Annotated in this window: 15 protein-coding genes; 9 read left to right on the top strand and 6 right to left on the bottom strand. The window is 65.0% G+C overall.

The window, feature by feature from the left end; genetic code table 11:
• The first annotated feature begins 74 nt into the window (after positions 1-74).
• From rbsK to QCE69_RS19110, 3 genes are all read left to right on the top strand, one after another.
• Positions 75-1274 carry a ribokinase gene (gene rbsK / locus QCE69_RS19120; RefSeq protein ID WP_309932288.1) on the top strand — a complete coding sequence of 400 codons (1200 nt, stop codon included), beginning with the start codon at positions 75-77 and terminating at the stop codon, positions 1272-1274.
• A 123-nt stretch (positions 1275-1397) separates the two neighbouring features.
• Positions 1398-2744, top strand: a complete 1347-nt coding sequence (locus QCE69_RS19115) for an MFS transporter (protein ID WP_309932287.1) — start codon at positions 1398-1400, stop codon at positions 2742-2744.
• Between the two features lie 27 nt (positions 2745-2771).
• The gene (locus tag QCE69_RS19110; RefSeq protein WP_309932285.1) at positions 2772-3383 is read left to right on the top strand and encodes a carboxymuconolactone decarboxylase family protein; all 612 of its coding nucleotides are present in this window, start codon (positions 2772-2774) and stop codon (positions 3381-3383) included.
• Between the two features lie 31 nt (positions 3384-3414).
• Here QCE69_RS19110 and QCE69_RS19105 read toward each other — a convergent pair whose 3' ends face one another.
• The 6 genes from QCE69_RS19105 to QCE69_RS19080 form a co-directional block, all read right to left on the bottom strand.
• On the bottom strand, positions 3415-4035 hold the full coding sequence (locus tag QCE69_RS19105) for a MarR family transcriptional regulator (protein WP_309932283.1): 621 nt from the start codon (positions 4033-4035) through the stop codon (positions 3415-3417).
• Between the two features lie 27 nt (positions 4036-4062).
• Positions 4063-5718 carry a GMC family oxidoreductase N-terminal domain-containing protein gene (locus tag QCE69_RS19100; protein ID WP_309932282.1) on the bottom strand — a complete coding sequence of 552 codons (1656 nt, stop codon included), beginning with the start codon at positions 5716-5718 and terminating at the stop codon, positions 4063-4065.
• Between the two features lie 29 nt (positions 5719-5747).
• Positions 5748-7040: an MFS transporter gene (locus QCE69_RS19095; protein WP_309921641.1), complete on the bottom strand. Its 1293-nt coding sequence runs from the start codon at positions 7038-7040 to the stop codon at positions 5748-5750.
• Positions 7041-7111: 71 nt separating this feature from the next.
• Positions 7112-8545 carry an NAD-dependent succinate-semialdehyde dehydrogenase gene (locus QCE69_RS19090; protein WP_309932281.1) on the bottom strand — a complete coding sequence of 478 codons (1434 nt, stop codon included), beginning with the start codon at positions 8543-8545 and terminating at the stop codon, positions 7112-7114.
• 18 nt (positions 8546-8563) lie between these two features.
• On the bottom strand, positions 8564-8968 hold the full coding sequence (locus QCE69_RS19085; protein WP_309921636.1) for a PaaI family thioesterase: 405 nt from the start codon (positions 8966-8968) through the stop codon (positions 8564-8566).
• Positions 8965-9909 carry a hydroxymethylglutaryl-CoA lyase gene (locus QCE69_RS19080; protein WP_309932279.1) on the bottom strand — a complete coding sequence of 315 codons (945 nt, stop codon included), beginning with the start codon at positions 9907-9909 and terminating at the stop codon, positions 8965-8967. The genes QCE69_RS19085 and QCE69_RS19080 overlap by 4 nt, the downstream gene beginning before the upstream one ends.
• A 324-nt stretch (positions 9910-10233) precedes the next feature.
• Here QCE69_RS19080 and QCE69_RS19075 point away from each other — a divergent pair, with 324 nt between their 5' ends.
• From QCE69_RS19075 to QCE69_RS19050, 6 genes are all read left to right on the top strand, one after another.
• On the top strand, positions 10234-11004 hold the full coding sequence (locus QCE69_RS19075) for an enoyl-CoA hydratase-related protein (protein ID WP_309932277.1): 771 nt from the start codon (positions 10234-10236) through the stop codon (positions 11002-11004).
• The gene (locus tag QCE69_RS19070; protein WP_309921627.1) at positions 11001-12200 is read left to right on the top strand and encodes a CaiB/BaiF CoA-transferase family protein; all 1200 of its coding nucleotides are present in this window, start codon (positions 11001-11003) and stop codon (positions 12198-12200) included. The genes QCE69_RS19075 and QCE69_RS19070 overlap by 4 nt, the downstream gene beginning before the upstream one ends.
• Before the next feature lie 42 nt (positions 12201-12242).
• Positions 12243-13037, top strand: a complete 795-nt coding sequence (locus QCE69_RS19065; RefSeq protein WP_309921625.1) for an enoyl-CoA hydratase/isomerase family protein — start codon at positions 12243-12245, stop codon at positions 13035-13037.
• Complete coding sequence (locus QCE69_RS19060) at positions 13030-14685, top strand: AMP-binding protein (RefSeq protein WP_309932275.1); 1656 nt, start codon at positions 13030-13032, stop codon at positions 14683-14685. The genes QCE69_RS19065 and QCE69_RS19060 overlap by 8 nt, the downstream gene beginning before the upstream one ends.
• Before the next feature lie 72 nt (positions 14686-14757).
• On the top strand, positions 14758-16089 hold the full coding sequence (locus tag QCE69_RS19055; protein WP_309932273.1) for an MFS transporter: 1332 nt from the start codon (positions 14758-14760) through the stop codon (positions 16087-16089).
• A gap of 32 nt (positions 16090-16121) precedes the next feature.
• The gene (locus QCE69_RS19050) at positions 16122-17069 is read left to right on the top strand and encodes a nitronate monooxygenase (RefSeq protein WP_309921616.1); all 948 of its coding nucleotides are present in this window, start codon (positions 16122-16124) and stop codon (positions 17067-17069) included.
• Positions 17070-17122: the final 53 nt, after the last annotated feature.

The raw sequence follows: 17122 nt of genomic DNA, 5'->3' as shown, positions 1-17122 counted from the left end.
CAACACATGCGATATTTATTGCCGCCACCGCTTTCCGTACGATCTTCATCACTCAACTTAACCTGGGAAAGACAATGAAGATCACGGTAGTCGGATACGGCAATGTCGGCGCGGCCATGGTGAAGCAGCTCAAGGCAGCCGGTCACGACGTGCAGGTCACGGGCCGCAAGCTGGAAGGCGCGGAGAAAGTCGCGCAGCAGTTCGGCGCAACGAGCGCATCGCTGGCAGCGGCGGCGAAGGATGCAGAACTGGTCGGCGCGCGATCAGGAAAGCGGCGACACGCGCGGCAACTTCCGCATCGGCGTGGCAGCGGTACCGCGCGTCTGATGCACGCGAAGACTGACGTGACCGCAGCGGGCCAGCCGGGACGCGTGCTCGTGATCGGCAGCATCAACACGGATTTCGTCGCGCGGACGCGGCGTCTGCCGCAGGCGGGCGAGACCGTGTTGTCGCATGCATTCGAAACGGTGCCCGGCGGCAAGGGCGCCAATCAGGCGATCGCGGCGGCGCGCATGGGCGCACGCGTGGCGATGATCGGCTGCGCCGGGCGCGACGAGTTCGGTGTGCAGCGTGTCAGGGAACTGGCGGCGGAAGGCATCGCTTGCGCGGGGATCGAGGTGTCGGAGACGCATCCGACCGGCATCGCGATGATCACCGTGTCGGAGACGGGCGAGAACAGCATCGTGGTGGCGTCGGGCAGCAACGCGGCGCTGTCGCCTGCCAGCGTGCTCGCGCAGACCGACCGCTTCCGTGCCTGCGATGTCGTCGTGTGCCAGCTCGAAACGCCGCCCGACACGGTCCATGCGGCGCTGGCGATAGCGCGGCGGCTCGGCAAGATCACCGTGCTCAACCCGGGACCCGCGACGCAGCCGCTGCCCCGACACTGGATGCCGCTCATCGATTACCTGGTGCCGAACGAGAGCGAAGCGTCGATCCTGGCCGACGGCTTGCCGAGCGCAGAGGACGCCGCGCTGGCGCTGCATCGTGCGGGCGCGCGGCATGTCATCGTGACGCTGGGTGCGCGCGGGGTCCATGTGATCGGGGATGCCGTCGAGGGCGCGCATCATCCGGCGCGGCCGGTGCGCGCCGTGGATACGACCGTTGCCGGGGACACCTTCGTGGGCGTGCTGGCCACGCAACTGGCGACAGGTTGCACGCTCGACGACGCGATGGCGCACGCTCAGATCGCCGCGAGCGTGTGCGTTCAACATCATGGTGCACAACCCTCGATCCCCCGACGCGAAGCCTTGCCGATCTTCGATTCAGTGAGGTAGCGGCTTGCGGTGCAGCGCGAGCCTTCGCTCCGGCGTCTATGCAAAGCACAAACGATTGGTTCGCAGCGCGCCTGATCGATGCTTCAATTGCGCCTTTGCGTTCAAGTCCGTCACCACCGAATCATGTCATCCCCGCCCGTTTCGACGACCGCGCGCGCCGGTACCGCGCGCGTCGCTTTTGCCGCCTTCATCGGTACCACCATCGAGTGGTATGACTTCTACATCTACAGCACGGCGTCCGCGCTGATCTTCAGCCACACGTTCTTTCCCCCTGCCACCAATCCGCTTGCCGGCATCCTCGGTTCCTTCGCCGCCTACGGCGTGGGCTTCTTCGCGCGGCCGCTGGGCGCCGTGTTCGCCGGTCATTTCGGCGATCGCATCGGGCGCAAGCGCGTGCTGGTGCTTTCGCTCGTGCTGATGGGCGTCGCCACGGTGCTGACCGGTCTGCTGCCGACCTACGCGAGCGCCGGCCTGCTGGCGACCGCCCTGCTGGTCATCTTGCGCCTGCTGCAAGGCGTCGCGACCGGCGCCGAATGGGGCGGTGCGTCGCTGCTGTCGGTCGAGCACGCGGCGCCGCGCCGGCGCGGGCTGCTCGGCTCGTTCACGCAGGTCGGGTCGGCGACGGGCATGCTGCTCGCGTCCGGGACCTTTCTTGCGGTGCGCTCGACGCTCTCGGTCGAAGCGTTCAACGACTGGGGCTGGCGCATCCCGTTCCTGTTCAGCGTCGTGCTGGTGGCGGTGGGCGCTTTCGTCCGCTCGCGCATCGACGAGCCCGCGCCATTCGTTGCCCTGCAGAGCGAAGGCCGCATCCGCCGCGCGCCGGTTGCCGACGTGCTGCGTTACCACCGGCGCGCGTTGCTCGTCACGATCGGCTTGCGTCTGCTGCAACCGGCCATGTACGCGATCGTCACGACCTACGCCATCAGCTATCTGAATCTCAAGCGCGGCGGCGCGTCATATGCGCTGACTGCGGTGATCGTCGGATCGGCGTTCGCGGTGATCGCGACGCCGCTGTGGGCCGCGCTCACGGATCGCATCGGCCGGCGCGGGCCGGCCATCTGGGCCGTGGTGGGCATCAGCCTGCTGGTCTGGCCGTTCTTCTGGTTTCTCGATCATGGCGATCTGCGCTACCTGCCGCTCGTCTTCGCGATCGAACTCGCCATTTTCGATGCCGCCATCTACGCGCCCGGCGCTGCATGGTTCGCCGAGCAGTTTCCGGTGGAAGTGCGTTATAGCGGCATTTCGCTCGGGTATCAGATCGGCACGTTGCTCTCCGGTGGGCTCACGCCGTTCGTTGCCGCCGCATTGCTGGCCGTGGGCGGCAACACGCCCTGGCTGATCTGTGCTTATATCAGTGCGCTCGGCTTGCTGAGTCTCATCGCAGTGCTGGCCGCCGCCGATCCGGCTGCACGCGGCGCACTGCGCGCTCCGCAGCCGCCCGTCGATCCTGCTGTCGCCAGTCCGGGCTGAGCGCCGTCATAACACGAAAGGGAAGTCATGAGTCACCCACGCTCTCATACGGAAGAAGCACGCATCCTGGCCCGGCTCGAACGCGAGCAAGCCGCGCCCAAGGCGTTTCGCGCGCTGTCGGCGCCGGTCTGGAAGGCCGGCGCGCTGAGCGAGAAGGACAAGCATCTGGTTGCCGTCGCGATTGCGCAGATCACGCGCTGTGCGTTCTGCATCGAACATCACGCCGAGCTGGCCCGTCACGGCGGCGCCAGCGCGGCTGAAGCGGTGGCGATCAGCTATCTGAGCGCCGCGCTCGAATCGCTGGGTGATGCAGCCGTGTCTGTCGATGCGGGCAATCTCGTTGTACAGGATGAGGACGCGGTCGCGGGTTCAGGCATCGCCGAGGCAAGACAACGGTTCGTGCAACAGGTGTTCGATACGGACGCGCTGACGCCGGCGCTGGTCTGGGTTGCTGCGGCCGCTGCCGCGTACGCGCAATCAAACGACGCGCGACGACGGGTCTTTCACGCCCAGGCGCTCGAAGCCGGTGCGCCAGGCGAGGCGCTCGATGAAGCGTATGCGATCGCCGTGGTGCTGCGCGCGGGTGCTGTCTATGCGCACGTGCTGCATGTGGCGGATGCGTTCGCGCACCATGGTTGAAAGCACGGCAGCGGGATGCTGAGTGCGGCGACTACCACTGATTCAAATCAGTGACGTTCCGATGCCTTTTCTCATCCGACGCGCCGGCAGCGTCCGAAGTCGTGTGTGCCTGCGCTTCCTCACGCTCTTGTTCGAGCATCACGCGCGCCTGATGGGTGAGCTTCAGCAGAACGTTCGGCAACATCTCGCGCTCTGAACGCGTGAGGCAGGACAGCAGCCGCGCATTGCGCTCCTCGGCGATCGGAAACACCTTCGACACCAGCGCCCGCCCTTCCGCCGTCAGTGTAATGACGACGCCGCGGCCATCGGTGACATCGGCCTCGCGCGCGAGCAGGCCGCGTTCTTCGAGACCGCGCACGGTGCGGCTCGCGAGCCCGCGATCGAATTGCGCATGCTCCGCAAGCCGGTTCATCGACATGCCGCGCTTGCCGTGCAACAGGGCAATGCAGCGCCATTCGTTCATCGTCAGCCCGAAGTTGCGCTCGTATTCGCTCGATGAACCCTTCGTGTAGATGTTGCTCAACTGACGCAACTGAAACGAGACGAGGTCGCGCAAATCGCGCAACGCGGATGCATCGTGCTCTTCTGCAACGGCTCGTCCCGCAGCCTGCCCCGCTGCTTGTCCCTTCGCCTTACGAACAGTCGCCCCCACGTTCACCTCCACCGGTCAAGATCCGCTTTACATGACATCGTCACGCATTTTAGCAGAAGCGGCAAGCACGTCGGCGGCGTGCACGGCGGGTTCGATGCGTGGCGCGTTGAGGATGAAATCGGCGCAGCGTTCGCCGATCATGATCGCCGTCGCGTTGGTGTTGCCACTGACGAGCGCAGGCATCACCGATGCATCCGCCACCCGCAAACCGCTCACGCCATGTACGCGCAAGTGCGGATCGACGACGGCCAGTTCATCGGTACCCATGCGGCAACTGCCTGCCGGATGGAACACGGTCTTGCACACCGTACGAACATGTTCTTCGATGCGCGCATCGCTGATTTCATCGGCCGCGCCCGGCAACAGCTCTTCCGCGATCACCTCACGCAACGCAGGCGCACGCAGGATCTTGCGGCTGATGCGCACGCCGCGAATCATCGTCTCCATGTCATCCGGGTGACTGAAGAAGCGCGGATCGAGCCTGGCGGGCGCGAGCGGATCCTTCGACACGAGCCGCACCGTGCCGCGTGACTTCGGCCGCACGACACACGGTCCGATGGTGATGCCGTGCCCTTCCAGCGGCTTCCTGTCGACGTCGCCGACGAGCGTGGGCGTCGTATGGATCTGGATGTCGGGACGGCCGCTGCCGCTGGTATCGATGAACGCGCCGCTCTCGATCACGTTTGAACTCAGCAGGCCCGAACGCGTGAGCACGTATTGCAATCCATGCCGCAGCGCGCGATAACCCCGGTCATGCCCCAGCACGCTATGCGGATGACGCGCACGGCCGTAGACCGGCGCGGTCAGATGATCCTGGAAGTTTTCGCCGACGCCGCGCAGATCATGCACGACGGGAATCCCGAATTCACGCAGATGCGCCGCCGGCCCGATGCCCGAATGCATCAGCAACCGGGGCGAAGCGGCGCCGCCCGCGCACACGATCACTTCCTCGCGGCACATCAACTGCTCGGTTTCGCCGTTCGCGTGCCGTACGAGTACGCCCGTTGCGCGCCGTCCTTCGCACAGCACCTTGAGCACGTCCGCGCCGGTGACGAGACGCAAGCGCGCATCGTGCTTCACCATCCTCAGATAGGTTGCCGCGCTGCTGCCGCGACGGCCATCGAACGTGGTCGTCTGAAACAGGCCGGCGCCTTCCTGACGCTCGCCGTTGAAGTCATCGGTGAGCGGCACGCCTGCCTGAACCGCCGCCTCGACGAAGGCGCGCGTGAACGGATGAACGTGACGCGCATCGTTGACCTTGAGCGGGCCGGACGTGCCGTGCAGCGGGCCTTTGAGCCGCGCATTGCCTTCGCTCTTCACGAAGAACGGCAGCACGTCGCGCCAGCCCCAGCCGCGCGCGCCGAGCGCTTCCCAGTCGTCGAAGTCTTCGTGCTGGCCGCGAATGTAGATCATCGCGTTGACCGAACTGCCGCCGCCGAGCGTGCGTCCCTGCGGGATGTACATTTCGCGATCGTTCACGTTGCCTTGCCGCGCAGTCTTGTACATCCACATGCGATTCGTACCGTGCACCTTGAAAAAGGTCGCCGGAATATGGATGAACGGATGATTGTCGGGCGGTCCCGATTCGATCAGCGCCACGCGCTTTCCCGCCTGCACGAGGCGTGCGGTGATCGTGCATCCGGCGGACCCGCCGCCCACGATGACATAGTCGAATGCGTCCATTTGGGGTGTGCTGGTTGAGTGACTGTTTTTTAGCGATCGAACTGCGCAGCGCGGCTCACCGCCAATTCATCGGAACGGATGCGCAGCGCAAGCACGGCGGCACTCAGCGCGCTTGCGCCGATGATCATCAGCCCGAGTGCATAGCTGCCCGTATGCTGTTTGACGTAGCCCATCAGATACGGCGCGCCGAAGCCCGCCAGGCTGCCGATGGTGTTGATCATCGCGATGCCCGCCGCCGCGCCGGTGCCTTTGAGGAACATCGGCGGCAGCGACCAGAACGGCGGCAGCGAAGCGAACGTGCCGCACGCGGCGAGTCCCAGCCCGATCATCTTGAGCGTGACCGTATCCGACTCCGCGGCGATGGCAAAGCCCGCGACCGCCACCAGCAGCGGCAGGATCAGATGCAGCTTGCGTTCGCCTGCGCGGTCCGACTTGCGGCCCCAGACGATCATCGAAATGGCGCCCGCCAGGAACGGCAGCGCGGTGATCAGACCCGTCTGCATCTTGCTGAAGCCGAACTCCGACACGATCAGCGGCAGGAAGAACACGCAGCCGTAACTGCAGGCAATCAGCGCCACATTGATCAGACTCAGCAGCCATACGCGCGGATGCACGAACGCCGCCATGATCTCGCCGCGTCCGTGCGATTCGACATGCTCGACATCGCGTGCAAGACGTGCGATCAGCCACTTGCGTTCGGGTTCATCGAGCCATGTGGCTTGCGCGGGGGTATCGGTGAGAAAGAAGAAGCAGAAGAACGCGAAGAACACGGCAGGCGCTGCTTCGATGACGAACACCCACTGCCAGCCCGACAGGCCGCCCACGCCGTCCATATACAGGATCGATGCCGACACCGGCGCGCCGATCACGATGGACAACGGAATGGCGACGAGAAAATAGCCGAACGCCCGCGCACGATAAGTGGACGGAAACCAGAACGAGATGTAGTAGATCAGCCCCGGAAACAGCCCCGCTTCCGCAATGCCGAGCAGCACGCGCAGTGTGAACAGCGATTTCGCGCCGACCGCGAAGGCCATCGCGCCGGACAAGAGACCCCACGTCAGCATGATCCGCGAGATCCACAGCCGCGCGCCCAGCTTCGACAGGAAGATGTTCGACGGAATCTCGCAGATCACATAGCCGAGAAAGAAAATACCGGCAGCAAAGCCGTAATCCGTCGGCGACAGACCGAGTTCGCGGTTCATCGCGAGTGCGGCGACCGCGAGATTGCTGCGGTCGATATACGAGATCAGATAGCAAATGATCAGGACCGGCATCAAGCGGAACATGACGCGTTTCATGACCTGCTGTTCAAGATCCATTGCTTCGTCTCCGTCAATTTGTTTTGTATTTGAAGGCGCGCTTGCCTTGGACCAGTCGCGCCAGGCAGGTTTCAGATGTCGAGTTGCGAGATGTACTTCAGGTTGAGGTAGGCATCGATGGCTTCCGCGCCGCCTTCCGTGCCGTAGCCGCTGTCCTTCACGCCGCCGAACGGCACTTCCGGAAACGCGATGGCGATCTGGTTGATCGTCAGCATGCCGGTCTCGACTTCAGCCGCAATGCGATGCGCCTGCCGGGCCGACCGCGTATAGGCAAACGCGCACAAGCCGTACGGCAGGCGGTTGGCCTCGGTGATCATGTCGTCGAGCGAATCGAACGCGTTGACGACCGCGATCGGACCGAACGGCTCTTCGCGCATGATGCGGGCGCCTTGCGGCACGTTGGCGAGCACCGTCGGCTCGAAGAAATACCCGCGCTCGCCGATGCGCTTGCCGCCCATGCGCAGTTCGCCGCCACCGGAAACGGCGTCATCGACCAGCCCTTGCAGCGCGCGCACCCGGCGTTCGTTGGCGAGCGGCCCCATCGTCACGCCGTCTTCGAGACCGTCGCCTACGCGGACCTTGTTCATCGCGGTCATCAGCTTGTCGAGGAACGGTTCGAACACGGCGCGCGCCACCATGAAACGCGTCGGCGACGTGCACACCTGACCCGCGTTGCGCAGCTTGAATGCGCCGAGTTGCGCGGCGGCGGTGTCGATATCGGCGTCATCGCAAATGAGCACGGGACCGTGGCCGCCGAGTTCCATCGTCGCTTTCTTCATGTGACGTCCGGCCAGTTCGGCGAGATGCTTGCCGACCGGTGTCGAACCGGTGAACGAGATCTTGCGGATGGCCGGATGCGGCACCAGGTATTCGCTGATCTCCGCCGGCACGCCATACACGAGATTGATGACGCCACGCGGCACGCCTGCATCCGCGAACGCGCGAATCAGCGCGGCCGGTGCGGCGGGCGTTTCTTCCGGCGCTTTCACGATGATCGAGCAGCCCGCCGCCAGCGCCGCCGAGAGCTTGCGCACCACCTGATTGATCGGGAAATTCCACGGCGAGAATGCAGCGACCGGACCGACCGGCTCCTTGATCACCAGCTGATACGAACCCGGAATCCGCGACGGCACCATGCGTCCATACGCGCGGCGTCCTTCATCGGCGAACCAGTCGATCAGATCGGCGGCGGACATCGCTTCACCCTTCGCTTCGGCGAGCGGCTTGCCTTGCTCCAACGTCATGATGCGTGCGATGCCATCGGCACGTTCACGCAGCAGATTCGCCGCGCGGCGCATGATGTTCGCGCGCTCGTAGGCGTTCATGCGCTTCCACGTAGCGAAGCCCGCTTGCGCGGCGGCGACCGCGGCATCGAGGTCCGCGGTTTCCGCATGCGCCACGCGGCCGATCGTTTCCTCGGTCGCCGGATTCACCACGTCGATGGTGCGGCCCGCTGCGCCCGCTTTCCATTCGCCATCGATAAAGAGTTGAACGTCTTCGTACATGAATTTGCTTCTCCTGGATTATTGGGCGTTCGGTGAGACAGCGAACACGGCGCTTGCCGTGGCGACGACGTCATCGTCGGCGTTGCGCGCCTCGGCTTCGCAGAATGCGAGCGTGCGGCCGCTGCGGCGCAGTTGCGCATGCACGGCAATGCGTCCTGATGCAGGCTTCAGGTAGTTCACGGTGAGGCTCGCCGTGCCGAGATTCTGGACGCGCCCGCTGGCGCGCGTGGCGAGTCCCATCGCGGTATCGAGCAGCGCGGCCAGCAGGCCGCCGTGCGCGTTGCCGTGGCGGTTGGTGTGGCGCGGCTGCACAGTGCAGGCGAGCGTGCTCCAGCCGTCGCCGTAATCGACCAGCTCGAATCCTTGCTCGATGCAGAACTCGGATTCGAGCAAGAGCGGCGGAAGCGTCGCGGGCGCGTTCATGCGGCGAGCGCTTTGGCGCGCATGAGCATCGGGTTGAGTCCGGTGCGTGCGACGCGGCTCGCAAGTTGCCGCCCGAGCGCCGTTTCGCAAGCCTCCGACGCTTGCATCATCGCGTCCAGATCGATGCCGGTCACGACGCCCATCGTTTCCAGCACGTTCACGAAATCTTCCGTGCAGACATTGCCGGTCACACCGCCGCCGTACTTCACTTTCGCGGGATGCCCGCCCGTGCCGCCGAACGCGACGTCGAAATGACGCACGCCGGCTTCGAGCGCCGCCAGATAATTGACGATGCCGGTGCCGCGCGTGTCGTGGAAATGCGCGATGGCATGCACGCCCGGAAACGCTTGCAGCATCGCGCGGAACAGGCGCTGGGTGCTGGCCTGCGTCGCCACGCCGATGGTGTCGCCGAGCGTCACGTGATGCACGCCGAGTGCGGCGAAGCGTTCGACATCCGCGAGCACGCTCGCTTCACTGATCTCGCCTTCGAACGGGCAGCCGAACGCAACAGAAATGGTCCCGATGAGGCGGAAGCGGCCCTTCGCGGCGGCGGCCATCGCTTCGATGCGCTTCCACTGATCCGCGCGCGACTGCTTGAGGTTGCGCTGCGAGTGCGCTTCGCTCGCGGATACGAGCAGGCTGATTTCATTGGCGCCGATGCCCGCATCCAGATCCGCCAGCGCGCGTTCGACGGCGCGCAGGTTCGCGCAGGTCGCCTTGTAGAAGACGCCGTCCAGGCGCGGCAGCGTGCACAGGAGCTCGGTGGCATCGGCGAACTGCGGAACGACTGCCGGGTTCGAATACGACGTGGCTTCCACGCGCGCAAAGCCGGCACGCGCGAAGCGGTCGATCAGCGCGGCTTTCTCCGGCGTCGGGATGAATTCGGTCTCGTGCTGAAGCCCGTCGCGGGCGAAGCATTCACACAGAGTCAGGTCGGGCATGGTTGGCGGTGCTTGCGCAAGAGGTTGACTGTCAAGCGAATCAAAACATTGTTGTGATGCAATGTCAACTATATGGCCGAGTATTTCTGACAAGTCCGCAAGTCGTTCAGCGCCTCGCAAAACAGGCCTAAACACTTCTATTTGCAACGTTTATTTGCGATGTGAGTGTCACCGTATGCCAGAAAAAAAGACCTGAACAGACTCAAATAGCGGGTTTACACCGACCCAATTGCGCTCGAATTAGTTGTTTTCATCACGGATATTTGTTTGACTTAATCACGCATCGGCCTTACTCTTTGCACCATCGCTTCGACTCGACTACTCATGACCACCTCTGACAGCCTCCTCATCGAAGACCGCGCCGCCGTGCGCGTCCTGACGATGAATCGCCCCGACAAGCGCAACGCGCTCAACAACGAACTCACGCACGCGCTGCTCGCCGCACTGCAAGCCGCCGAGCGCGATCCCGCGGTGAAGGCCATCGTCCTGACGGGCGCGGGCAAGGCGTTCTGCGCCGGCGCCGATGTCAAGGAATTCGGCGGCTTCGTCCAGTCCGGCAACGACGATGCAGCCAGCGCCGCCCAAGCCGCGCTCGAACGCGCGCATTTGACGACGAATCTGCATCGCGTGTTCTCGCAGATGTCGAAGCCGGTAATTGGCGCGGCGCACGGTCATGCGATGGGCGGCGGCGCCGGTCTCGCGCTCGCCTGCGACATGCTCGTCGCGGGCGAAAGCCTCAAGCTCGGCTATCCCGAGCTGAAACACGGCATCGTGGCCGCCATCGTGATGGCCAATCTCGTGCGCCAGGCCGGACGCAAGACGGCGTTCGAACTGGTATCGCTGGGCGAAGCCGCCGATGCGCAACGCGCGCTTGCGCTGGGCCTCGCCAACCGCGTCGTCGCTGACGAGGACATGCTCGACACCGCCGTGGGCATCGCCGAACGCCTCGCCGCCTTCGATGCCCCCGCCATGGCCGCGACCAAGCGCCTGTTCCATCGCGTCGCGGATTTGCCGCTGCAACAGGCGCTCGATGCATCGCTCGATACAAATCTCATGATGCGCAGCTTCCGCAAGCAACGCGCAAACGACCAATGACCGACGCTCAAGTCAAACCGCTCGCAGGCGTCACGGTCATCGAACTCGCGCGCGTGCTCGCGTGCCCGTTCGCGGACATGATCCTGGCCGAACTGGGCGCGACCGTCATCAAGATCGAGCAGCCGGGAACGGGCGATGAAACCCGCAGTTTCGAGCCGCAAGTGGGCGACGAATCCGCGTATTACTTCGCGTGCAACCGCGGCAAGCAGTCCGTGACGGCCAATCTCAAGACCGAAGCGGGACGGCGCATCGTCCGCGAACTCGCGCAGAACGCCGACATCCTCATCGAGAATTTCCCGGTGGGCACGCTGGCGCGCTACGGTCTCGATCACCAGACGCTGCGCGCGGATAATGAACGCCTCGTCTACGTGTCGTGTACCGGCTTCGGCCAGACCGGTCCGTATGCGAAGCGCAAGGGCTACGACACCGTGTTCCAGGCGATGGGCGGCATCATGAGCCTGACCGGCGAGCGCGGCGGCGGTCCGGTCAAGCCCGGCCTGCCGATCGCGGATCTGACGTCGGGCATGTGGATCGCCATCGGCTTGCTGTCGGCGCTGAATGGCCGCGCGATGACGGGCAAGGGCTGCCACATCGACTTTTCGATGCTCGATGGACAAGTCAGCCTGCTCACGCTCGCGGCGGGCCGCTTCTTCGCGCTGGGCGAAGTGCCGCCGCGTCTTGGCACGGAACATCCGGGCCGCGTGCCCTCCGCGACTTTCGCATGCAGCGACGGCGCGTTCGTGCATATTACGTGCAGCGACCAGCACTGGCTGCCGCTCTGCAAACTGCTGAAGCTCGATGCACTTGCCGGCGATCCCTTGCTGTCGACCAACGCGGGGCGCGTGGAGCATCGCGAACGCGTGATGGCGGCGCTCACGCAAGCCATTGCGGGCTGGACACGTCAGGCCTTGTGCGATGCGTGCGACGCCGAAGGCGTGCCCGCCGGTCCCATCAAGGACGTCGCGGAAGTGCTCTCCGACCCGCACGTGAAGGCGCGCGGCATGGTGAGCGAGTTCGAGCATCCCACCATCGGCACCTTCGGCGCATTGCCGCTGCCCTTCAAGTTCGATGGCTTCGCCGATCCCGAAGTGGTCCGCCCGCCTTTGCTCGGCGAACATACGGAACAGGTCCTGCGCGAACGGCTCGGCTACGACGCACAGCACATTGCAGCGCTGCGCCGCGACGGCGCCATCTGAGCGTGGCGCGCGCGGTACGGAATCAAGCATCAAGGGGAAACCATGACAGATGACCAAACGCTGATCGTCGAGCGCCTGGACGGCGTGGCCGAGATCATTCTCAACCGGCCGGAGCAGCGCAACGCGCTCAACGCACTGATGTGCGACGAATTGCGCGCCGCCGCGGTGCGCCTGCGCGCCGACGACTCGATCCGCTGCGTGATCGTGCGCGCCAACGGCCCGGTGTTCTGCGCGGGCGCGGACCTGAAGGAACGCAAGGGCATGAATATCGACGATGTGCGCGCCCGCCGCCTCAAGGCCTTCGCCGCTTACGATGCGCTCGAGAAGATCGGCAAGCCGTGCATTGCGCTGGTCGAAGGGCCGGCGGTCGGCTCGGGCGGCGAGATTGCGATGGCATGCGATTTCATCGTCGGAACGGAGAAGACGAGCTTTCGCACGCCGGAAGCGCTGTGGGGCACCGTCGGCGCGACGCAGCGTCTGCCGCGCGTGATCGGCAAGCGGCTCGCGAAGGACATGGCCTATACGGGCCGCACCCTGAGCGCCGACGAAGCGCTGCACGCCGGTCTCGTGTCGCGTATCGTGCCCGCCGGCGAAGCGGTGAAGCTTGTCCGCCAGATGGCCCGCGATATCGCCGATGCCCCGCCGCTCGCGATGCAGCTGACGCGCGATTGCATCGACCGTGGCGTGGAGACCGACCCGGCGGGCGCGCTTGCCATCGAGATTCTCGCTATCGACACGGTGCTGCAAAACTCCGACTGGAAGCAGTCGATCTCGGGCTTCGGCCAGCGCAACGATGCCGACGACAAACATGACAGCAGCGGAGCGCGCCATGCATGACGATTACCTGGCCTATGCCGAACGCTTCGGCCTGACACAACCGGTCACGCTGCCCGCGATCCTCGCCGCGCGCGCCGCCGCGACACCGGATGCCGAAGCGCTCGTCATCGACGGTGAGCGTATTGCTTACGGCGCCCTGGCGGAACGCGTGCAAAGCGCCGCCGCGCGAATGATCGCAGCGGGCGTGCAGCATGGCGAGCACGTCGGCATTCTGATGGGCAATTCCATAGACTGGGTCGTGCTGTTCTATGCGGCGGCGTCCATCGGCGCGGTGACGGTTCCGGTCAATACGCGCTTCAAGCTCGACGAGCTGAACTACTGTCTGAAACAGGGCGACGTGCGCGTGCTGTTCTACGTCGATACGTTCCTCAACATCGACTACTCACAGCTGCTGCGCGACGTCGAACCGGCCTTCGATGCACACCTGCCCGGCGACGTGCTGCCGCTGTTGCGCCGCGCCGTGCTGGTCGGCAAGACGGAACGCGCTTTGCCCGCCGGCGTCGAACGTTTCGAAGCGCTGGCCGACACGCCGGAGACGCGCGCCGAAGCCACCAGGCGCGCGAACGAAGTCTCGCCCGAAGACACGCTGCTGATCCAGTACACGTCCGGCACGACCTCGTTCCCGAAGGGCGTGCTGCTCCGGCATCGCAACATGCTGATGAACGCGGCAGCCTCGGCGCAGCGCATCGGCGTGCAGCCGGACGACCGCTATTTCAGCGTGCGCCCGTTCTTTCACGTGGCGGGCACGACGATGTCGCTGCTCGTATCGCTGGTATCGGGCGCGTGCCTGCTGTCGGTGCCGTCGTTCGACGTGCCGAAGGTGCTCGACATCCTCGATGAAGAACGCTGCACGCTCACCTCGGGCAACGACACCATCTTTCTGATGATGATGAGCCACCCCGAATTCCGGCGCGAACGCATCCACTTGCGCGGCGGCTGGGCGGCGGCGGGTCCCGAGATCATGCAGAAGATTCACGACGTCATGGGCGTGAAGCACATGGTCGGCGCATACGGGCAATCGGAAGCGTCGCCGAACGTGGTCCTCAACGACTGGCGCGATCCGCTCGAGACTCGCGTCGCGGGCTGGGCGTCGCCGCATGCGGGCATCGAGATTCGCACGGTATCGACGGAAACGGGTGAAGTGCAGCCCGCCAACGCGCCCGGCGAAATCCAGGTGCGCGGCTGGAGCGTGATGAAGGGCTACTACAACAAGCCGCAGGAAACCGCGAAGGCGTTCAGCGAAGACGGCTGGCTGCGCACCGGCGATCTCGGCGTGATCGATGCCGATGGCCGCATGCGCATGCTCGGCCGCCTGAAGGACGTGTTCCGCGTCGGCGGCGAGAATGTCGCGCCTGCCGAAGTGGAAGAGACGCTGTTCGGCCATCCCGCCGTGCAGCTCGCGCAAGTGGTCGGCGTACCCGATGCGCGTCTCGGCGAAGTGGCCGCCGCATTCGTCGTGTTGCGGGCGGATGCCGAGGCATCGAGTGAAGAGTTGATCGCGTGGTGCAAGGCGCGCTGCGCGAACTTCAAGGTGCCGCGCTATCTGCGGGTGGTGCAGTCGTTCGACGACATCGGCATGACGGGAAGTTCGAAGGTGCAAAAAAACAAACTGCGCGACTACGCGATCCGTGAGTTCAAGCTCGCGTGATTGCAAGGCGGACGGCTGCGGCCGTCCGCGTGTCGACGCAAGCTGAAGAAGCCATCCACCAAGGAAGAGACAATGACGACGTACGCATCCGGCGCCGTCGGGCTTGCACGCCCGGAAGAAGCCGTCAGCGAAGCGACGTATCGCAAGATCAGCCGGCGCATTTTGCCGCTGCTGTTCGTGTGCTACATCATCAATTACATCGACCGCGTGAATATCGGCATCGCGCAGATTCAGTTCAAGGCCGACCTGCAGTTCAGCGATCTGGTGTACGGCATCGGCGCGGGACTGTTCTTCGTCGGCTTTCTGCTGTTCGAGGTGCCGAGCAATCTGCTGCTCGCGAAGATGGGCGCGCGCCGCACGCTTTTGCGCATCATGGTGCTGTGGGGCGCCGTCTCCGCCGCGACGATGTTGGTGCGCACGCCGTGGGAGTTCTACATCGCGCGCATGTTGCTGGGCGTAGCCGAAGCGGGCTTCTTTCCCGGCATCATCCTGTACCTGAGCTACTGGTTTCCGGCGGAGCGGCGCGCGCGCGTGACGGCCTTGTCGTTCATCGCCATTCCCGTTGCAACGATGATCGGCGCGCCGCTGTCCGGCTGGATCATGCGCAGCTTCCACCAGTTCCATGGCCTCGCGGGCTGGCAGTGGATGTTCCTGCTCGAAGGCTTGCCTGCGATTCTGCTCGGCGTCGTCGTGTATTTCCGGCTGGAAGACAAGCCTGAATCCGCTGCATGGCTGACGGCTGAAGAGAAGGCAAGCCTGGTCAGCGCGCTGTCCGCCGAACGTCGGGTGCGCGCCACGCATGGACACGGCGGCATGCTCGCCGCCCTGAGCGACTGGCGCGTGTATATCGCGGGGCTGGTGTCGTTCTGCGCCTATGTGCTCGCCAGCACGATCGCCTTCTTCGCGCCGATGGTGATCCAGGCCACCGGCGTGCGCGATGCGCTGCACGTCGGCCTGCTCGCCGCCATTCCGGCGATCGCCGGCATCGTGACGATGGTCATCGTCAGCCGCCATTCCGACCGCGTCCGCGAACGCCGCTGGCACGCCGCCGTGCCGCTGATGTGCGCGGCCGCCAGCCTCATCGCCCTGCCCTTCGCACGCGGCGACCTGATGTTCTCCGTGCTGCTGCTCGCCATCGCGACATCGGGCCATCTGTCGAGCCTGTCCGTGTTCTGGACCATTCCATCGACCTATCTCGGCTCGACGAGCGCGGCGGCGGGGATCGCGCTGGTGAGCAGTATCGGATCGCTGGGCGGGCTGGTCGGCCCGAGCATGATCGGCTATGTGAAGTCGGTGTCGGGCAGTCTCACGCTCGGCATCCAGTTCGCCGGCTGCCTGATTCTTGTGGGCGGCGTCACCTTGCTGATCGGCATTCCGGCGCGCCTGCTGACGACCCGGAACTGAGTTTTTAGAACAGGAATTTGGAGGATCGCACGATGACACCGACCCGACTCACCCGCATGCTGAACATTCGCTATCCGATCATCCAGGCCGGCATGAGCTGGGCGTCGTCGAATGCGGCGCTGCCTGCCGCCGTCAGCAACGCGGGCGGCCTCGGCGTGATCGCGGCGGGACCGATGTATCTCGATGCCTTTCGCCAGGCCGTGCGCGAGGTCAAGGCCGCCACCCACGGCGCGACGTTCGGCGTGAACCTGCCGCTGTATCGCCCCGAAGCGGCGCTGTTTCTCGATGTCATCGAGGAAGAGCGCGTGCCGGTGGTGTTCGCCTCGCAGGGCGGACCGAAAGCGCATCTGGAGCGCTTCAGGCGCGTCGGCACGCGCTGGATTCATGTCGTCTCGACGATGGAACATGCGCGCAAGGCCGCCTCCGCAGGCGTCGATGCGCTGGTCGTCGTCGGCGCGGAAGCAGGCGGTCATCCGCCCGCAAACGGCGTCAGCACGCTGATCGCGGTGCGGCGCGCGGCACAGGAGTTCAGCGTGCCGATCGTCGCGGGCGGCGGCGTGGCGGACGGCTACGGCATCGCGGCGCTGCTCGCGCTCGGCGCGGATGCGGTACAGCTCGGCACGCGCTTCATCGCCACGCGGGAAGCCGGCGTGCATGAGAACTACAAGCGCGCCGTGCTGGAAACCGAAATCGATCAGACCGCGCTGGTGGGCGTGCGTCAGCTGCCGGTGCGCATGACGAAGAACCAGTTCGCCGCCGATGTCCTGCACGCCGACACCCACGAACCCGACGATGCCGCCTACGACACGCTCTTCAAAAGCAGCACGCTCAAACAAGCCGCGCTCGATGGCGATATCGAACGCGGCAAGGTGGAGCTAGGCCAGTCGGCGGGTCTGATCCACGATCTGCCGGGCGCGGCGGAAGTCGTGGCCCGACTCGTCGATGAGTATCGCGATGCGGTGGGACGGCTCATCGGCTGAATGAATGCAGCGGTATCCGCACGGATGCCGCTTCATGCAACCACTATTTCGCC

Source organism: Caballeronia sp. LZ032 (genome assembly GCF_031451315.1).
In the GTDB taxonomy this organism is placed as follows: Bacteria; Pseudomonadota; Gammaproteobacteria; order Burkholderiales; family Burkholderiaceae; genus Caballeronia.
The sequence above is the reverse complement of the archived record's forward strand: the minus strand, read 5'-3'. Positions and strand labels throughout refer to the sequence as shown.